A 16,309-nucleotide genomic window follows, 5' to 3' on the forward strand; every position below is an offset into this window, starting at 1 on the left:
CTATTGCGGACTGGGGCTCACCGGCCACGTCCCCGAGTTCAGTCGTCCCTCCGGGATTTTTTCGTCCTTCCGCGGGGGGTGACCCGGCGTTGAAACGCCGGGCTATTGTCAGTTGTACCTCCGGGACTCTCTCCGGTGGCTTTAATATCAGCAACTGCGGACTGCATGGGAGTGGATTCAGTTTCAAACGAGCCACTCCCAGTTGCGCGCGCTGGGCAACGGCTTGTGTGCTGGTTTATTCTTGGCTGTCCTAGAGGATCAAATCGTGAACAAGCGGCTTTTGAGAAGTCTGCTCGTATTGCTCTGCGTTTCTATTTTCCCATTCGCGATCTTCGGCCAGCAGTTCGACCCGGCGCTGTATCAAGACCTTCATTGGCGCATGATCGGGCCGTTCCGTGCCGGACGCACGGTGGCGATCTCCGGAATTCCTAGCCAGCCGAATGTTTTCTACATGGCTCCGAACAATGGCGGCGTGTGGAAGACGACGGACTACGGACGCACGTGGAATCCAATCTTCGATGATCAGCCCACCGGATCGATCGGGTCACTGGCGATCGCGCCATCGAATCCCGACATTATTTACGTCGGCAGCGGCGAAGGATTGCGGCGGCCGGACCTGTCGGTTGGTGACGGTATCTACAAATCTACCGATGCTGGTCGCAGCTGGCAGCATCTCGGCCTGCGCGATGCGCTGCAGATTGGCACGATCATCGTGGATCCCAAAGACCCGAACCGGCTTTTCGTTGCGGCGCTCGGGCACCCATATGGTCCGAATGCAGAGCGTGGCGTTTATCGTTCCCTCGATGGTGGCCAGAATTTTCAAAAAATTCTCACCAAGGATGACGACACGGGCGCGATTGATCTTGTTTTCGATCCCCGGAATTCGCAGGTAGTTTTTGCTGACATGTGGGCGGCGCGGCGTCCGCCCTGGACGACCGGCGGTTCTTATAACGGCCGAGGCAGCGGTCTGTACAAGTCCACGGATGGGGGCAACAACTGGAAGCAAATCGCAAAAGGCTTGCCCAGTGAAACGGATGGATTGGGGCGAATTGGTCTGGCGGTTTCATTGAGCGATCCCGATCGCATGTACGCGATGGTGGATGCGAAGAAGAATGGCGGCGTGTATCGCTCCGATGATGCCGGCGAGAGCTGGCAACTGGTGAATACAGAAGAGCGAGTCTGGGGCCGTGGCGACGATTTCGCGATGGTGCGCGTCGATCCGAAAAACAAAGACACGATCTACGTCGCAAACACTTCGAGCTACAAGTCCACCGATGCGGGCAAGAACTTTACCGCAATCAAGGGAGCGCCCGGCGGAGACGACTATCACACCATCTGGATCAATCCAGACAACCCGGACATCATCGCGCTGGCGGTGGATCAGGGCGCGACCATCACTGTGAACGGCGGCAAGACATGGAGTTCCTGGTACAACCAGCCGACGGCGCAGTTCTATCACGTCATAACCGACAACCAGTTTCCGTACTGGGTCTATGGCGGACAACAGGAGAGTGGCTCGGTTGGCACGGCCAGCCGCAGCGATTTTGGTTCCATTACGTTCCGCGACTGGACGACGGTGGGAGTCGAAGAATATGGATACGTTGCGCCTGACCCGCTGCATCCGAATTTGATCTATGGCGGCAAGGTGACGGTGTTCGATCGCAACACGGGCCAGACGCGCGATGTCTCACCGGTTGTGCTGCGAACCGGCAAGTACCGTTTCAACCGCACTGCTCCGTTGATTTTCTCGCCAGTCGACCAGCACGTCCTTTATCTGGGATCGAATGTGCTGTTCTCTACGCGGGATGGCGGCGACAGCTGGCAAATTATCAGTCCTGATCTGACGCGCGAAGATCCCGGAGTGCCGCCGAGCCTGGGGCAATTCGTGGACGCCGATCCGGCAAAGGGCAAGCATCGCGGAGTGATTTATTCGATTGCGCCTTCGCCGAAAGATGGCGCGCTGATCTGGGCGGGCAGTGACGATGGACTTATCCACGTGACTCGCGACGGCGGAAAGAGTTGGGAAAACGTAACTCCACCGGAACTGACTCCGTGGAGCAAGATTGCGCAGATGGATGCGTCGCACTTCGACACCGCGTCTGCCTACGCTGCGGTCAACCGGTTCCGGCTCGACGATCTGCGTCCGTACATCTACCGCACACACGACGAGGGCAAGAGCTGGCAAAAAATTGTGGCGGGCCTTCCTGACAACGAACCGGTGAACACGGTTCGCGAAGATCCAGAACGCAAGGGGCTGCTGTTTGCCGGGACGGAACGCTCTGTTTACGTATCCTTCGACGATGGCGACCACTGGCAATCGCTGAAACAGAACCTGCCGCCGACTTCGATTCGCGACCTGGTAGTGCACAATGACGATATCGTCGTCGGAACCCACGGGCGATCGTTCTGGATTCTCGACAACGTTACGCCGCTGCGGCAGTTGAATGCGCAGATTTCCAGGGATTCATTGCCGGTCTTGTTCAAACCGCAACTGACATATCGCGTCCGGCGCAACAACAATACCGATACGCCGCTACCGCCGGAGGAACCGGCCGGACAGAATCCACCGGACGGAGCAATGATTGACTACTGGGTGAGAAGCGCAAGCGCCGGACCAGTGGTACTGGAAATCCGGGATGCGGCTGGAAATTTGGTTCGGCATTTTTCCAGCGACGACAAGCCAGAGCCGGTCAATGCGAAGGAATTGAATGTTCCTACCTATTGGCTGCGTCCGGCGCGCGTACTTTCCAATGCTGCCGGAATGCACCGGTTCCAATGGGACTTACATTATTCGGAGCCGGATGTGCTCGAACACGAATATCCGATTTCGGCAATCGTTCACGCCACGCCACGCTATCCGCTCGGAGCAGCGGCGTTGCCCGGTCAATACAGCATCTCGCTGACGATCGACGGCAAGAGTTCTACGCAGGCGTTGAAGCTGCAAATGGATCCGAGAGTGAAATCTTCTCCGGTCGACCTGCGCCGCCAATTCGACCTCGACCGCAAGATTGCAGATGCGCTTCATCGCGACTTCCAGGCCGTACAACAGGTGCGTGGCTTGCGCGCACAATTGAAGGCGCTGGCGACGAAGAATCCAAATGCTGAGTTAGCCAAGAAGATTGCAGAAGCGGAGGAGAAAGCGGCAGCGCTGGAGGGAGAAGGAGATGGTGCTCGCTTTCTGAGCATGCCCGAGGGGCGCAGTCTTGCTCGCCTGAACACTGGGTTTGCGTCCGTTCTCAGTGCGCTCGATAGTGCCGACGCCGCTCCGACAACGCAGCAGTCTGCGATGGTTGGTGAGTTGGAGAAGGCATTGGCCGAACAGCTTGCTGCATGGGAACAGTTCAAATCGAAAGATGTTGCGGAGTTGAACGCGCGGCTGAAGCAATCGGGATCGGCAGCGATCGATCTTGCGAAGGTGGAAGCGAGCACTGCTGATTCTGTGCAAACTACCACGCAAGACAAAGATCGCAACGAAGAATGAGTTGCGGGGAATACCGGTCGGACACTCTTGTCCGAATTGTGCGGGCGCACGCGTTCCAGCCGCGCAGCGGCGGGACATGAAAGCCCGGCAGGGAAGTGCCGGGTAGGAGAGTGATACCAGCAGAGTCCAGTAGGGACGACACTCAGTGCTCTACGCTACGGGTTAGCGAACTCTCGCTTCACCAACTCCAACGCCGCTTCGCGTGACGTGAGTCTGCCTTCGAGTTGCGCATCTTCCACGGCGCCGAGGATCTCTGTGAAGCGCGGCCCCGGCTCATATCCCGCTTCAATCAGATCGCGCCCGTTGATGAGCGGTCGCGGCCGAATCGCTTCCGGTGGCATGGTCTGCGACTTCTCTCGGGCATATTCGTAGGACTCAGTGATCCCGTTGCTGGACAGGCAATCGATGCGATGCAGCTCCAGGTGCTCGCTGAATTCCGGCAAGCGTAAAAGTCTTTTCAGCGTGGACTCTTTCATCTTCGTTACGTCGCCAAAGCGCATGTGATTGTCCACGAGGGCGAGAATCTGCCCGGTGTCATCGTTCGAGAAGCGAAGGCGGTTGCAAATCTCAGCGGCCATCTTGACGCCTACTTCAACGTGACCGTCGAAACGGATGCGGTCCGGTGCGATGCGGAATGTGGGCGGCTTTCCGACATCGTGAAGGAGGGCTCCCCAGGCCAGTGTTTTCGAACATCCCACAGACAATTTGTCGAGCAGCAACAGCGTGTGGACGAGGACATCGCCTTCGGGATGAAACTGCGGCGGCTGCTCGACACCTTTCATCTTGGAAATTTCCGGCAGGACTTCCTTTAGTAATCCGCTCTGGTCGAGCAACTCAAAAGCCCGCCGGGCGCGGCCTTCGACGAGCATCTTGGTAAGTTCTTCTCGCACCCGCTCCCGCGATACCTGATGAATCTGTGGCGCGAGGCGTTGGATGGCGGCGAATGTCGCTGGATCGATCGCGTATTCGAAGCGCGCTGCAAAACGTACGGCTCGCAACATACGGAGCTTGTCTTCGGCGAAACGGTGTTCGGGCTCTCCGATGGCGCGGATGATTTTCGCTTGGAGGTCCGCGCGGCCTCCGACGAAATCGAGGACTTCGTTGGTGATTGGATCCATCAGCAGGCCGTTGATGGTGAAGTCTCGGCGCTGCACGTCCTCTTGCGGGTTCTTGCTGAAACGAACTTCGTCGGGATGCCTACCGTCGGAGTAGCCGATGTCGGAGCGGAAAGTTGCGACCTCGACGGCTGGAACTTTTTCTCCCGGGCTGACTGCCGATGCGCCGTCTTCATTCTTGGGCAGCGGAACTAACACGACTCCAAACTGGATTCCCACGGCGAAGGTCTGGGGAAAGATTTCCATCACTTGCTGCGGAGTGGCGCTGGTGGCGACGTCATAGTCGGCGGGCTCGCGGCCCAGCACCTGGTCGCGCACGCATCCGCCTGCGAGGTAAGCCTGGTGTTTGCGCTCGCGCAGCGTGCGGACGATATTGGTGGCGTGTTGTTTGGAAGAAATCATTCAGTATTCAGTGCTCAAAAAGCATTGCAAGCAATCGATCGTCTAAACTAAAAGACCGGTTGTTGCGGGCAGCGCCTCAGGGGCTAAAGCCCAATTTCAATGGCGTTCTGGTGGCACGGCTACAGCCGTGCCCTTCCCAAGCACTGATCGGCAGCCAGTTCAATTACCGCGCCAATTGTACGCGGGCGCTGCACTCGACCTCATTATGCCTGACGCGATCATCCTCGGTATTGAAAGCTCCTGCGACGAGACGGGAGCAGCGGTCGTGCGTTCGGGCGAACAGATTCTGTCGAATGTGGTGGCATCGCAGATTGCGACGCATCAGCCCTATGGCGGCGTGGTTCCGGAACTGGCTTCGCGCGAGCATCTGCGAGCCATTGTGCCGGTCGTGCGAGAGGCTCTCGCCGAGGCGAAGCGGTCCTATGAGGATGTGGACGCGATTGCGGTCACGCAGGGGCCGGGGCTGGTTGGAGCTTTATTGGTCGGAATCAGTTTTGCCAAGGCGCTGGCGTTCGCGCTGGAAAAGCCGTTGATCGCGGTGAACCATATTGAAGGGCACATTCATGCCGTGCTGCTCGAGCGCCTGCAGCAGGGCGATCGCGACCTGGAATTTCCCGTGCTGGCGCTGGTTGTGTCGGGAGGGCACACACATCTTTATCTTGCCCAGCGCGATTCTGCCGAGCGAGGCTGGACGTATCAGAATATCGGGCATACCCGCGACGACGCTGCCGGCGAGGCGTTCGACAAAGTTGCGAAACTGCTGGGACTCGGTTATCCGGGTGGGCCGATTATCGACGGATTAGCGGCGCACGGAAATTCATCGGCAATCCATTTCCCCGGGTCGCAGCTGAAGAATCCCGACCGCAACCGGCCGCAGACAGGCGATCAGGTTCGATTTGATTTTTCGTACAGCGGGATTAAGACTGCGGTGCTTCGCTATGTCGAAACACACAATTTGGGAGCAGCTATTGATGCGAGAAGGCGCGCACTGGCGGAGATTGAGAAGCCGAAGAGTGAAGACTATCTACGCCTGTGTGACCGTCCGGTGCTCGATCTGATTGCTTCATTCCAGCGTTCTATCGTCGAAGATCTCACGGCGAAAACGCTTGCCGCCGCCCGGGAATACGAGGTTCGGACGCTCTTCGTAAGTGGAGGCGTCGCCGCCAATCGCGAACTGCACGCGACCTTCGAGCGCGAAGCGAGCATGCAAGGGATTCCAGTATTTTTCCCGTCGCGAGCGCTGTCCACGGATAATGCCGCAATGATCGCCGCGGCTGCCTATCCGAAATTTCTGGTCCAGGACTTCCTGCCCATGGATTTTTCTGTTGAGCCGGGAATGAAACTGGGCGGAGTCCGGGGTTCGTAGCTGAGTTCTAGTGGTGTTCGGAACAGTCCCGATAAAATCCCCCTCGCGAACGGACCTGCATCTTTGGATCCGTGGTTTCTACGCGGACAGAGTGAAATCCACAACTATCCCCTGGCAGGGCAAATGTCACCGTGTATTGCGAATGGATTTCGCGTTCCAGTTCCACAAAGGTGCCCTCGGTGGACTTGAATTTCTTGAGAAAGAATACCTGTCCTCCGGTGGCAGCAGCGAGTTTCTGTAGGTTGATGTCCCCCCGGCTTACCTTGTGTTGCGCGTGATCCGTAATGGCATAGATTGTCAGATTTGAATCTAGCGCGGCGGCAATCGCTTGCTCCAGTGAGTTCAGACTGTAGGTGTCGGCGCCGTCACTGAGCAGGATGAGCACGTTACGGGATCGTCCCGATTGAGGGCTGGATTCGGATATCCGCGCAGAGACTTCGCAAATCGAATCAAACAGAGCAGTCAGCCCGGCAGGCCGCAACAGCGCGATCTGGCGAAACGAGGCCGGCGCCGAACCGTCCAGCGAAGGATTGAGAGTGGCATGAGTGGAAAACGCTACCACCATGCTCTGATCGGTCACCAGGCGGGTCATGCGCCGCAAGAACCCCATCGCTGCGGCTTGTTCCGGCGCAAATTCTTTGGTCATGGATGCGCTGGTATCGATCATCAGGACGAGTTGCAGCGGCAGATCCTGTTCTTCGTAGAAGCCTGTGATCTCGGTGACTTGCTTTCCGTCCTGATAGACGACGATTTGATTTCGTTGCACGTTCCGGATGGCTCGTCCGTCCAGGAAGATGTGAAATTCGAGTTGCACCTCGCGTCTTGTCTTCTGAATTGTGAGCAGGGGAGGGTCGCCAGCCTGAGAACTGGAGGGTGTCGTCACATTGAGCAAGGGCCCGACCGCTACTGCGAGCGATAGGGCACACGACAAGATCGGCTTCAGCATCGGCAAAACGCCTGTCCAGAGCGCTGTTTAGCTCATCGGAGAAATTTGTCATTAGCCTTAGGACCTGCCGTTATGCCTTTGTTAACGGGGTGTTACAAAAGCGGGCGGTTGGGAGTGAGCTGGCGTGTGCTGGTTTCGAATCCAACCCTTCACCAGCTACAATGGACGCCGTGAAGCCAACGATTTTTGTCGTGGAAGACGACCCTGACATTTCCCGCCTGGTCCGTCATCATCTGGAAGGTGCGGGCTTTAATGCGCGGCTGTATTCGACAGGAAATCTGGTCGTCACGGATGCGGAACGCCAGCGTCCTGCATTATTTCTGCTCGACATCATGGTGCCCGGCAAGGATGGTTTGGAACTGTGCCGCCAGATCCGGCAGTCGGCGACTCTGGCGTCGGTTCCCGTAATTTTTCTGACTGCCAAGAGCGGCGAAGCGGACCGCGTGCTTGGGTTGGAACTGGGCGCGGATGACTATATCCCGAAGCCCTTCAGTCCGCGTGAACTGGTCGCCCGGGTGAAGGCTGTGCTGCGGCGGTTTGAGCGGCCACTGCCTCCACTCCCCACCACCATTGATGAGATCCAGATTGATCCGTCGGCCATGATCTTGACCGTACGCGGCAAAGCGGTCCCGACGACGGCGACGGAATTTCGCCTGCTCGATTACTTCATGCGGCATGCCGGACGAGTGTTCACGCGGGATCAGTTGCTCGATTCGGTCTGGCGCGATACCGCTTACGTCACACCGCGCTCGGTTGATGTCTACGTGCGGCGTATCCGCGAGAAGATTGAGCCTGATCCCGAAGACCCGCGTTATTTGAAGACGGTCCGCGGGGCGGGGTATCGTTTTGAGGTTCCGCGTTGAGAAGTCGGATCTTCCTGAAATTGATGTTGATCTTCCTGGTGGTGATTGGTGTCACCGCCACTACTCTGCAAATCACTGTTCGCCGCATGTGGGAACAAACTCTGCACGAGGTAATCGAACGAAATCTCAAAGAAAAAACCCAGCTATTTGCGCAACGAGTGGAATCTGACCGCCAGCATGGCCTGGCAGATATCGCTGCACAAGAAGCACAGGCGGCCGGCGCCCGTGCGACGGTGATTGATTCTTCCGGCAAGGTGCTCGCGGATTCTGAAAGTGATCCGCGCAGCATGGAAAACCACAGGCAGCGTCCCGAATTTCTCGCAGCTCTCGGTGGTCATCTCGGTATTGACCAACGCAGCAGCCATACACTGGGCATCCCATTTTTGTATGTGGCTGTCCCGGTTTCAGGCGGTGCAGTGCGACTGGCCTACACGCTGTCAGAGATTGATGCGACCACCCAGCAACTGAACATTGCGCTTCTGTGGGGCTCACTGATTGCGTTTGCAGCGGCCATGCTGGTGGCGGGAGTCGCCTCGCATTATGTCGCCCGGCGATTGCGACGGATCGTAGACTTCGCGGAGCGCGTGGCCGCCGGCGATCTCACGGCCCGCATTGCATCCACCTCGGGCGATGAGATTGGACAAGTCGCAGCCGCGCTCGACAAAACCACGCACCGCATCGAAGAAAGCTTTCTGAGAGTGCAGACCAGCCAGCGCGAACTCGAAACTTTGCTGAACAGTATGCAGGATGCGGTCATTGCGGTGGACGCCGATGCTCGTGTGCAATGGGCCAATCGGGGAATGAACCGTCTTTTGCCGTGGGCTCCTCGTTTGAACGCGCCGCTTGTAGACAGTGTTCGTGATCCAGATTTTTTGTCGGCGATTCAAGTGGCGGTGGGCGGACAGGAAGTCAACGCCGTGCGCTCCAACACGATTGCCCCTGGCCGCACTTTCGATGTGACTGCCGCGCCGATGCCTGGAGGCGGCGCCGTGGCCGTGCTGCGCGATCTTACCGAGACCGAGCGCATGGAGAAAACCCGCCGCGATTTCATCGCCAACGTGTCCCATGAACTGCGTACGCCGCTGACGTCCATCCAGGGCTACGCGGAGACTTTGCTTGATGGTGGTCCCGAAAGCAACCACGGTCGTGAGTTTATTGAGATCATCCGGAAGAACGCGGCCCGCATGTCGCGCCTGACCGAGGATCTGCTGACGCTGGCGCGAGTCGAATCCGGCGAACAGCGTTTTGATATTCAAGGCGTCACGGCCGGCGAACTTCTCGAGGACGCGATGGAAAGCTTCCGCGACGTGGCGCGCCCTTACGGAGTCGAATTGCTGGAAGAGGATGCCGCTCCTCATTCGCCGGTTGCGGCAGATCGGGAAGCCATCCATCAGATATTTTCCAACCTGATTGAAAACGCTCTCAAGTATGCTGCGGCCGGCAAGAAAGTCGTCTTGGGGACACGGGAGGCCGGCAAGTTCGTCGAGTTCTTTGTCCGGGATTTTGGGCCAGGAATTTCTTCGGAACATCTTCCCCGGCTTTTCGAGAGATTCTACCGGGTTGACAAAGCGCGCTCTCGCGAATCCGGCGGCACAGGATTGGGCCTGGCGATTGCGAAACACATCGTACTGGCACATGGAGGAACCATTCGCGCCGAGAGCGAGTTGAACCATGGTTCCACGTTCTTTTTCACGCTTCCCAGCGCTCCCAGCCTGGATGACAGTTCCGAGTAATCCCATTTACGGGCGGAAATTCACAGGTTCTTAATCCATCGAGCGCGCGAAGGGCATATGCTTGATTCGAGTGGTGTGCCGATCCACGTTATGAACGCAGCATGAATCGGCCATCGAAGCGGAACAGAATCCCATCGTCTGGTGTCGCGCCTATGAGCACTGCGAGTCTGAAAATGCCTGCTCCTGACCCTGCCAGCGTCCGGTTGATCCGGCGGACGGTGGAGGCTTGTGAATTGGCTCGCGAGGCGGCTTCGATTGCCGCTGAAGGAATCGCGACTGGTTCCATGGCCCGCCTCAACAACATCCGGCAGTGCGAGCGCGAACTGGACGCTATCGACGCCGAGATCGACTCTGGCGTGACCTCAACCATCGCTCAGGTTCCAGAAGTCGAAGCGCGGCAGTTGCTGGCATGCATGAAAGTTGTCATCGGGCTGGAGCGGATCGGCGACCTGTTGCTGAGCTTTGCCAATAGCGCGCAAGCGGCGGGCAGCCGCCTCGATTGCGAGGATGCCCGTGAGTTGACACAGATGGCTACGTTGCTGGAAAAAATGCTGGCCGATGTCGCCCTGTCCTTTTCGAAGCGGGATGTGAAGAAGGCCATCGAAGTCCTGCGCGCCGACGCGGAGATGGATCGCTTGCGTAATCTTATTTTCATGCGGCATATCGAGAATCCTGAAAACATCGCGCGTCAAGCCAGCCTGCAGGTCATCTTCATGACGCAGTCCCTGGAACGGGCCGGCGACCACGCCAAGAATCTCGCCGAAGAAGTCTGCCATTTCGTCAGCGGACGCAGCGTCCGCCACCTGCTCATGGCCTACGACAAGCCGCTGGAGCAGATGTTCATCGATTGGCTCCGCCACAAGGATGACAAGGCATAAAGCAGCAATGAGTACTTAGCACTTAGCATTGAGCCAAGGCGTCTTCTGTGTGGGCTCCGCATTTCTTCCCCGCGAACTCTACCGTCTAAGATTCTGTCCCGGCTTGATATTCTGAGGACGCATGCTGAATCCGGCCGCCGCGTTCTTGCCGCAGACCCAGGTCCTTGCCGGTACGATCGTCTTTCTTGCCAGCTATGTAGTCTTCGCGCTCGGCAAATTTCCAGGCCTCAAGATTGATCGCACCGGCGCCGCCATCATTGGTGCGATCGCGGTTGTTGTGTTGCGAGTAAGCCGTCCGGACGAAGCAATTCGATCGGTGGATTTCGCCACGGTCGTCCTCTTGTTCGCGATGATGCTGGTGGTGGGCAGCTTGAAACTCGCGGGATTTTTCGAGTGGAACGCCGAACTTGTCCTGCGGCGCCTGAAGCCTGGGATGTTGCTGCCGGCAGTGATTCTCACCTGCGGAGCGCTGTCTGCATTTTTCGTCAACGATATTGTTTGTTTGGTGATGGTGCCCTTTGTCCTCTCACTGACGCAGAAACTCCGCTTGCAACCGCTGCCCTTTCTATTGGCAGTGGCGACGTCGTCGAATATTGGCAGCGTCGCTACCATCACGGGCAATCCGCAGAACATGCTGATTGGTTCTTACTCCGGAATCGCTTACCGTGATTTTCTGTTCCACTTGGGCCCGGTTGCCGTGATGGGCCTGGTACTGGACTGGCTCATCCTGCGCTGGATATTTTCTCGCGAGCTTCAACCATCCAACGCGGTGCCGGGCGCAATTCCACTTCCGGCACTTGATCTGTCTCGTCTGCTCAAGCCGTTGCTGGTGGTGAGTGGAGTCGTAATTGCTTTTCTTGCCGGAGTCTCTCCAGTGCTCGCAGCGTCAGTCGGAGCGGCGGTAGTGCTCATCAGTCGAAGCAGCGAGCCACGCAAACTCTACGCTGAAGTGGATTGGGGACTCCTTGTCTTTTTTGTAGGTTTGTTCATCATCGTCGGTGGTGCCGAGAAAGTCGGCCTGGTCGACCGCTTACTGCAATTCACACAGCGCTGGAACCTGCATCGTCCGGGTGTATTTACTGTAGTGACAGCCCTGTTCAGCAACCTGGTCAGCAATGTACCGGCTGTAATGCTGCTCAAATCGCTGGTGAAGAACTTCGCGGAGCCGCATAAGGCATGGCTGATCCTGGCGATGGCCTCAACGCTGGCGGGCAATCTAACGATTGCAGGATCGGTCGCTAACATCATTGTGGTCGAGAGCGCCAAGCCGGATGTCCACATCAGCTTCTGGGATTATTTTCGGGTTGGATTGCCGATTACAGTGGCCACGGTCGTGGTTGGCGCGCTTTGGCTGGCCTATGCGGGCTGAGCAACTTGTGCCAGTCGCCCTTGACACTGACTGTGCTGAAGGCGAGACTCGTTAAAACTCTAGTCGTGGTACACGTTGCATTGCACTATCGATAACTATGTCGGGATCTGCACAACCTGAGGCGCCATTCGCGCCGAGAAAAGAAGTCACCACGCCGGGAGAGTTGGCGGCCAGCGTAGATCTGCCCGCAGGGGGCAATTTCGACGGGCAGGAGCTGGACGCCGCGCTGCAGTTACTGGTGGAGCGCGCGCAATACATCACGGGCGCGACCGGATCGGCGCTGGCGCTTACACACGGTGAGGAAATGGTCTGCCGCGCGAGTGCAGGTTCCTCGGCACCAGGCGTGGGCGCGCGGTTGCAAGTCCGCTCGGGACTGACTGGCGAAAGTATTTCCCGCAAGCAGTTGCTGCGCTGTGATAACGCGGAAACCGATCCGCGTGTGAATCTGGAAACGTGCCGGCAGCTCGGGATCGCATCCATTGTTGTATTGCCTTTGCTGACCCGAAAGGGAGAGGTGCGCGGCCTGTTTGAGTTGTTCTCGGACCACGCCTATGCCTTCGAGGAGCGTGACCTGATTGCTCTCGAGCGCATGGCCGACTTAACCATGACGGCTCTCGATCTGGCGGAGAGGAAGCCGCGTCCGGCGGTTGCTCCGGTGGTGATTCCTGAGCCGGTTCCGGCGCCGCCTCCGACCATGACCGAGGCTCACGAAGAACGAGCGAGTGAAGTGCCGGTTGTGGCGATGGCATCAGACCTGGCGGACACGGCTTCCCATGCCGCGATCGTCGACCAGTCCGTGCCGGTCCCTCCGGCTCTGGACCACCCGCTGGGAACTGCGCAAGTGCACTCCGCCTTATTTCAAGAGACGGTTCCGGAGACTCCGCCAGCTGCGGTGCCCGAGGCGATGCGACGAGTGCAAAAATGTGCCTCCTGTGGATTTCCTGTTTCTGAAGGCCGCTCGCTATGCGTGGACTGCGAGAACAAGCGCCATCTGCACCCTGAGGCAGGAGAGACAGTTGCGCCTGAGTTTATCCCTGCGTTTCTGAACGCGCCGCCGCCCAAGGAATCGTGGGTTACGAACCACGTCAACGTACTGGCCGTGCTGGTACTGATCCTGTCGCTCGTGGTCTTGGTGGTGGTATTCCGCTAGCCGGAGCGAGGACTCAAGAGTGCCTGTTTTCCTTGACATTTCCGCGAGTTAGCCATACATTGCGCATAAGTTGTTTCGACTCTACAGGTGCCCAGAATGAAGAATGTGTATGAGGTTTTAAGGCAAAAAGAACTGGAACTAACCCGGCTCGAAAAGGAAGTCGAAGCCCTGCGGATTGCGGCCCCTTTGCTTTCTGAGGAGCCGAAGGAAACGATGTCTGAGCAGCCGAAGCCGACCCTGACGGCTCCGCAACAACCCATCCGCATCCCGTCGCCGGCCGTGGCCGCAGCGGCTGTGAATGCTGCTCCGCCTCGCGCCGCAGGATGGGAAGACGCTGCCAAGCGCTGGCCATAGATTTTGGATACAAGATCAGGGAGCCCAGGCAAGAGCCTGGGCTTTTTGTTAGCTGCAAACTACAGGGCGTCGTCGCCCCTAGCCCTGTGTCGTGAATGCCAGCGCCAGCAGGGTCTTTTGCTCGACCTCGTGAGCTTTTGCCGACCCCGTCGCCGGACTGGGACTCGCCGACCGCTTCACCGACAAGACAGGCCGGCCGTTTGCGATTCTCCGCAGGCGCGGCAACATGTAGAACAGCGCACCCATATTGGCCGGCTCTTCCTGTACCCAGACGATGTCGCGAGCCGATGAGTGACGTTCCAGCTCCGCGGCCAGCTCTGCTTCGGGGAATGGATACATCTGTTCCACGAAGATGATGGCGGTGTCGAAGTCGTTGCGTTTCTTGCGCTCGACGCGCAGTTCGTGGCCGATCTTTCCAGTGGAGAGAAGAATCCGTTTGGTGTCTCGCACTTCCGTGTCCGGGAACACCGTGAGGAACTTCTGATGCGTCAGATCTTCCAGTGGCGACAACGCATCCGGATGGCGCAACATACTCTTCGGGGTGAACACGATCAGCGGCTTGCGCCACTTGCGCAATCCTTGCCGCCGCAGCAGATGAAAATATTGTCCAGCGTTGGACGGCTGGCAGATCTGGATATTGTCGCGCGCCGCGAGTTGCAGGAAACGTTCAATGCGGGCGCTGGAGTGCTCCGGTCCTTGTCCTTCGTAGCCGTGCGGAAGCAGCAATACGAGGCCAGACAACAATCCCCACTTGTCCTCTCCGGCACACACGAACTGATCGATCACGGCCTGTGCGACGTTGGCGAAATCGCCGAACTGCGCTTCCCACAACACAAGGGCTTCCGGATAGTCGCGGCTGTAACCGTATTCGAATCCCATCACGCCGGCTTCCGAGAGCGTGGAATTGTAGATGTCGCAGCGGGCCTGGTCGGGCGAGATGTGTCGAAGCGGTACGTGTTCCGACTCGTCCTCGGTATCGATTAGCACCGAATGGCGCTGGTTGAAAGTGGCGCGACGCGAGTCCTGGCCGCTGAGCCGGATCGGAATACCTTGCTTCACCAGGCTGGCGAAGGCGAGTGCTTCGGCCATGCCATAGTCGAGCGGCTTCTTGCCAGTGCCCATCTCAACGCGCTGTTCGAGTAACTTCTTCACTTTCGGATGGATGTGAAATCCGTCGGGATACGTGGTCAGACGCTTCGTCAATTCGAACAGTTCTTCTTGTGGAATCCCAGTTGGCGCTTCGTACTCGGCTTTGTAAGGTCCGCCGAAGTAGGTATCCCAATACTTGGGGAGTTCGCGGAGGACCGGTTTCTTGGTGAGCTGTCCGGCGCGTTTTTGCGCTGCTTCGTAGCCGGCTTTAATGGCTTGCACGCGCGCGCCAATATCACCGACACCGATTTCCTTGGCGTAGATTTCCCATAGCGGAGGATGCGCTTTGATGGCCTTGTACATCAGCGGCTGGGTGACGGTTGGATCATCGACCTCGCTATGGCCGTGGCGGCGATAGCCGATCAGGTCGATCACTACGTCGCTGCCAAATTTGTAACGATATTGTGCGGCGATCCGAGCAATACGAAGAACGGCGTCGACATTCTCGCCGTTGACGTGAAAAATCGGAATCGCCTGCCGCCGCGCGAGCTGCGCTGAAAAGCGCGACGAATGTTCTTCGCGAGCGTTGGTCGTAAATCCGACCAGGTTGTTCACAATGATGTGGATCGTGCCCCCGACGGTATAGCCGGCAAGGTCGGCATAGTTCAGAGTCTCGGCGGTAATGCCTTGTCCGGCGAAGGCCGCGTCGCCGTGGACGAGCACGGGAAGATACTTCACTTTGCCGCCGTCTCCCGCGCGGTCCTGCTTGGCGCGAGTGCGGCCGACGGTGACGGGATCGACTGCCTCGAGATGGCTCGGATTGGACGCCAGGTGGATGTGAATCTTCGCTCCACTCTTTGTGACATACTCGCCGGTCGCGCCCATGTGATATTTCACGTCGCCGGACCCGAGCACGCTGCGCGGATCAACATCCTCGAATTCGCCAAAGATCTCTTCCGGTGGACGCTTCGCGATATTGATGATGACGTTCAATCGTCCACGATGGCTCATCCCCATGACGAGTTCGACAGCGCCATGTTCTCCGGCCACGTCGAGGACTTCGTCCAACAGCGGCAGGAGAGAAGTGTTGCCTTCGAGCGAAAATCGCTTGTTCCCGAGATAGCGCGCCTGCAGCGTCTGCTCAAACAGGTCGGCCTGGATCAGCAGGTCGAGCGCAAGTTCATGTTCGACATGCTCGGGCTCGCCTTCCAGCCGTTCCTGGATCCAGCGCCTGCGCTCTGGATCGGCGATATGCATGAATTCCGCGCCCACGCTTCCGCAATAGATGCGGCGCGCGTCCCGGGCCCATTCATTGTCGATCTGGAGGTCGGGGTGCGGTTGCGGAGGCAATAGTCCCAAGGGGTTAAGTTCTGCTTCCAGGTATCCCCACTGGCGGAACAGTTCGTAAACCCGTTCCCGTTCAAGCGTTTCCACGGTTCCGGCAGCCGCGCCGCCACGAGCTTTATTTTGCGTAGAAGTAGCCATAAAAGTTCTTCTCTATAGGATAACGGATGTGCGGAAATCTGTGGCCGATTAAGCTCCACCGGGCCAAACAAAAGGATG

General features: G+C 58.0%; 11 protein-coding genes. 8 read left to right on the plus strand and 3 right to left on the minus strand.

Features of this window, described 5'->3' with window-relative positions; genetic code table 11:
• Positions 1–379: 379 nt before the first annotated feature.
• Positions 380–3,481, plus strand: a complete 3,102-nt coding sequence (locus HY010_23270; GenBank protein ID MBI3478659.1) for a glycoside hydrolase — start codon at positions 380–382, stop codon at positions 3,479–3,481.
• 155 nt (positions 3,482–3,636) lie between these two features.
• On the opposite strand, the gene HY010_23275 is transcribed toward HY010_23270, so the two are convergent.
• A complete protein-coding gene (locus HY010_23275; protein MBI3478660.1) occupies positions 3,637–4,998 on the minus strand; it encodes a CCA tRNA nucleotidyltransferase in 1,362 nt (453 codons plus the stop codon).
• A gap of 205 nt (positions 4,999–5,203) precedes the next feature.
• Between HY010_23275 and tsaD the strand changes: the two genes are divergently transcribed.
• Positions 5,204–6,364 (plus strand): tRNA (adenosine(37)-N6)-threonylcarbamoyltransferase complex transferase subunit TsaD, encoded by a 1,161-nt coding sequence (tsaD, locus tag HY010_23280; GenBank protein MBI3478661.1) that lies wholly within the window; start codon positions 5,204–5,206, stop codon positions 6,362–6,364.
• A 7-nt stretch (positions 6,365–6,371) separates the two neighbouring features.
• On the opposite strand, the gene HY010_23285 is transcribed toward tsaD, so the two are convergent.
• Positions 6,372–7,310 carry a VWA domain-containing protein gene (locus HY010_23285; GenBank protein MBI3478662.1) on the minus strand — a complete coding sequence of 313 codons (939 nt, stop codon included), beginning with the start codon at positions 7,308–7,310 and terminating at the stop codon, positions 6,372–6,374.
• Between the two features lie 170 nt (positions 7,311–7,480).
• Between HY010_23285 and HY010_23290 the strand changes: the two genes are divergently transcribed.
• The 6 genes from HY010_23290 (at position 7,481) to HY010_23315 (ending at position 13,657) form a co-directional block, all read left to right on the plus strand.
• Positions 7,481–8,173, plus strand: coding sequence for a response regulator transcription factor (locus HY010_23290; GenBank protein ID MBI3478663.1), 693 nt, complete (start codon positions 7,481–7,483; stop codon positions 8,171–8,173).
• Positions 8,170–9,906: a HAMP domain-containing protein gene (locus HY010_23295; protein ID MBI3478664.1), complete on the plus strand. Its 1,737-nt coding sequence runs from the start codon at positions 8,170–8,172 to the stop codon at positions 9,904–9,906. Before HY010_23290 ends, HY010_23295 begins: the two co-directional genes overlap by 4 nt.
• 152 nt (positions 9,907–10,058) lie before the next feature.
• A complete protein-coding gene (locus tag HY010_23300; GenBank protein MBI3478665.1) occupies positions 10,059–10,784 on the plus strand; it encodes a hypothetical protein in 726 nt (241 codons plus the stop codon).
• A 121-nt stretch (positions 10,785–10,905) separates the two neighbouring features.
• Complete coding sequence (locus HY010_23305) at positions 10,906–12,153, plus strand: anion transporter (protein MBI3478666.1); 1,248 nt, start codon at positions 10,906–10,908, stop codon at positions 12,151–12,153.
• Between the two features lie 97 nt (positions 12,154–12,250).
• The gene (locus tag HY010_23310) at positions 12,251–13,303 is read left to right on the plus strand and encodes a GAF domain-containing protein (GenBank protein MBI3478667.1); all 1,053 of its coding nucleotides are present in this window, start codon (positions 12,251–12,253) and stop codon (positions 13,301–13,303) included.
• Between the two features lie 96 nt (positions 13,304–13,399).
• Positions 13,400–13,657: a hypothetical protein gene (locus tag HY010_23315; protein ID MBI3478668.1), complete on the plus strand. Its 258-nt coding sequence runs from the start codon at positions 13,400–13,402 to the stop codon at positions 13,655–13,657.
• Between the two features lie 78 nt (positions 13,658–13,735).
• Here the strand turns inward: HY010_23315 and HY010_23320 are convergent, their stop codons facing one another.
• Entirely contained in the window at positions 13,736–16,231 is a 2,496-nt protein-coding gene (locus tag HY010_23320; GenBank protein MBI3478669.1) for a 2-oxoglutarate dehydrogenase E1 component, read from the minus strand.
• Between the last annotated feature and the right edge of the window lie 78 nt (positions 16,232–16,309).

Source organism: Acidobacteriota bacterium, assembly GCA_016196065.1.
Taxonomy (GTDB): Bacteria; Acidobacteriota; Terriglobia; order Terriglobales; family Acidobacteriaceae; genus Acidiflorens.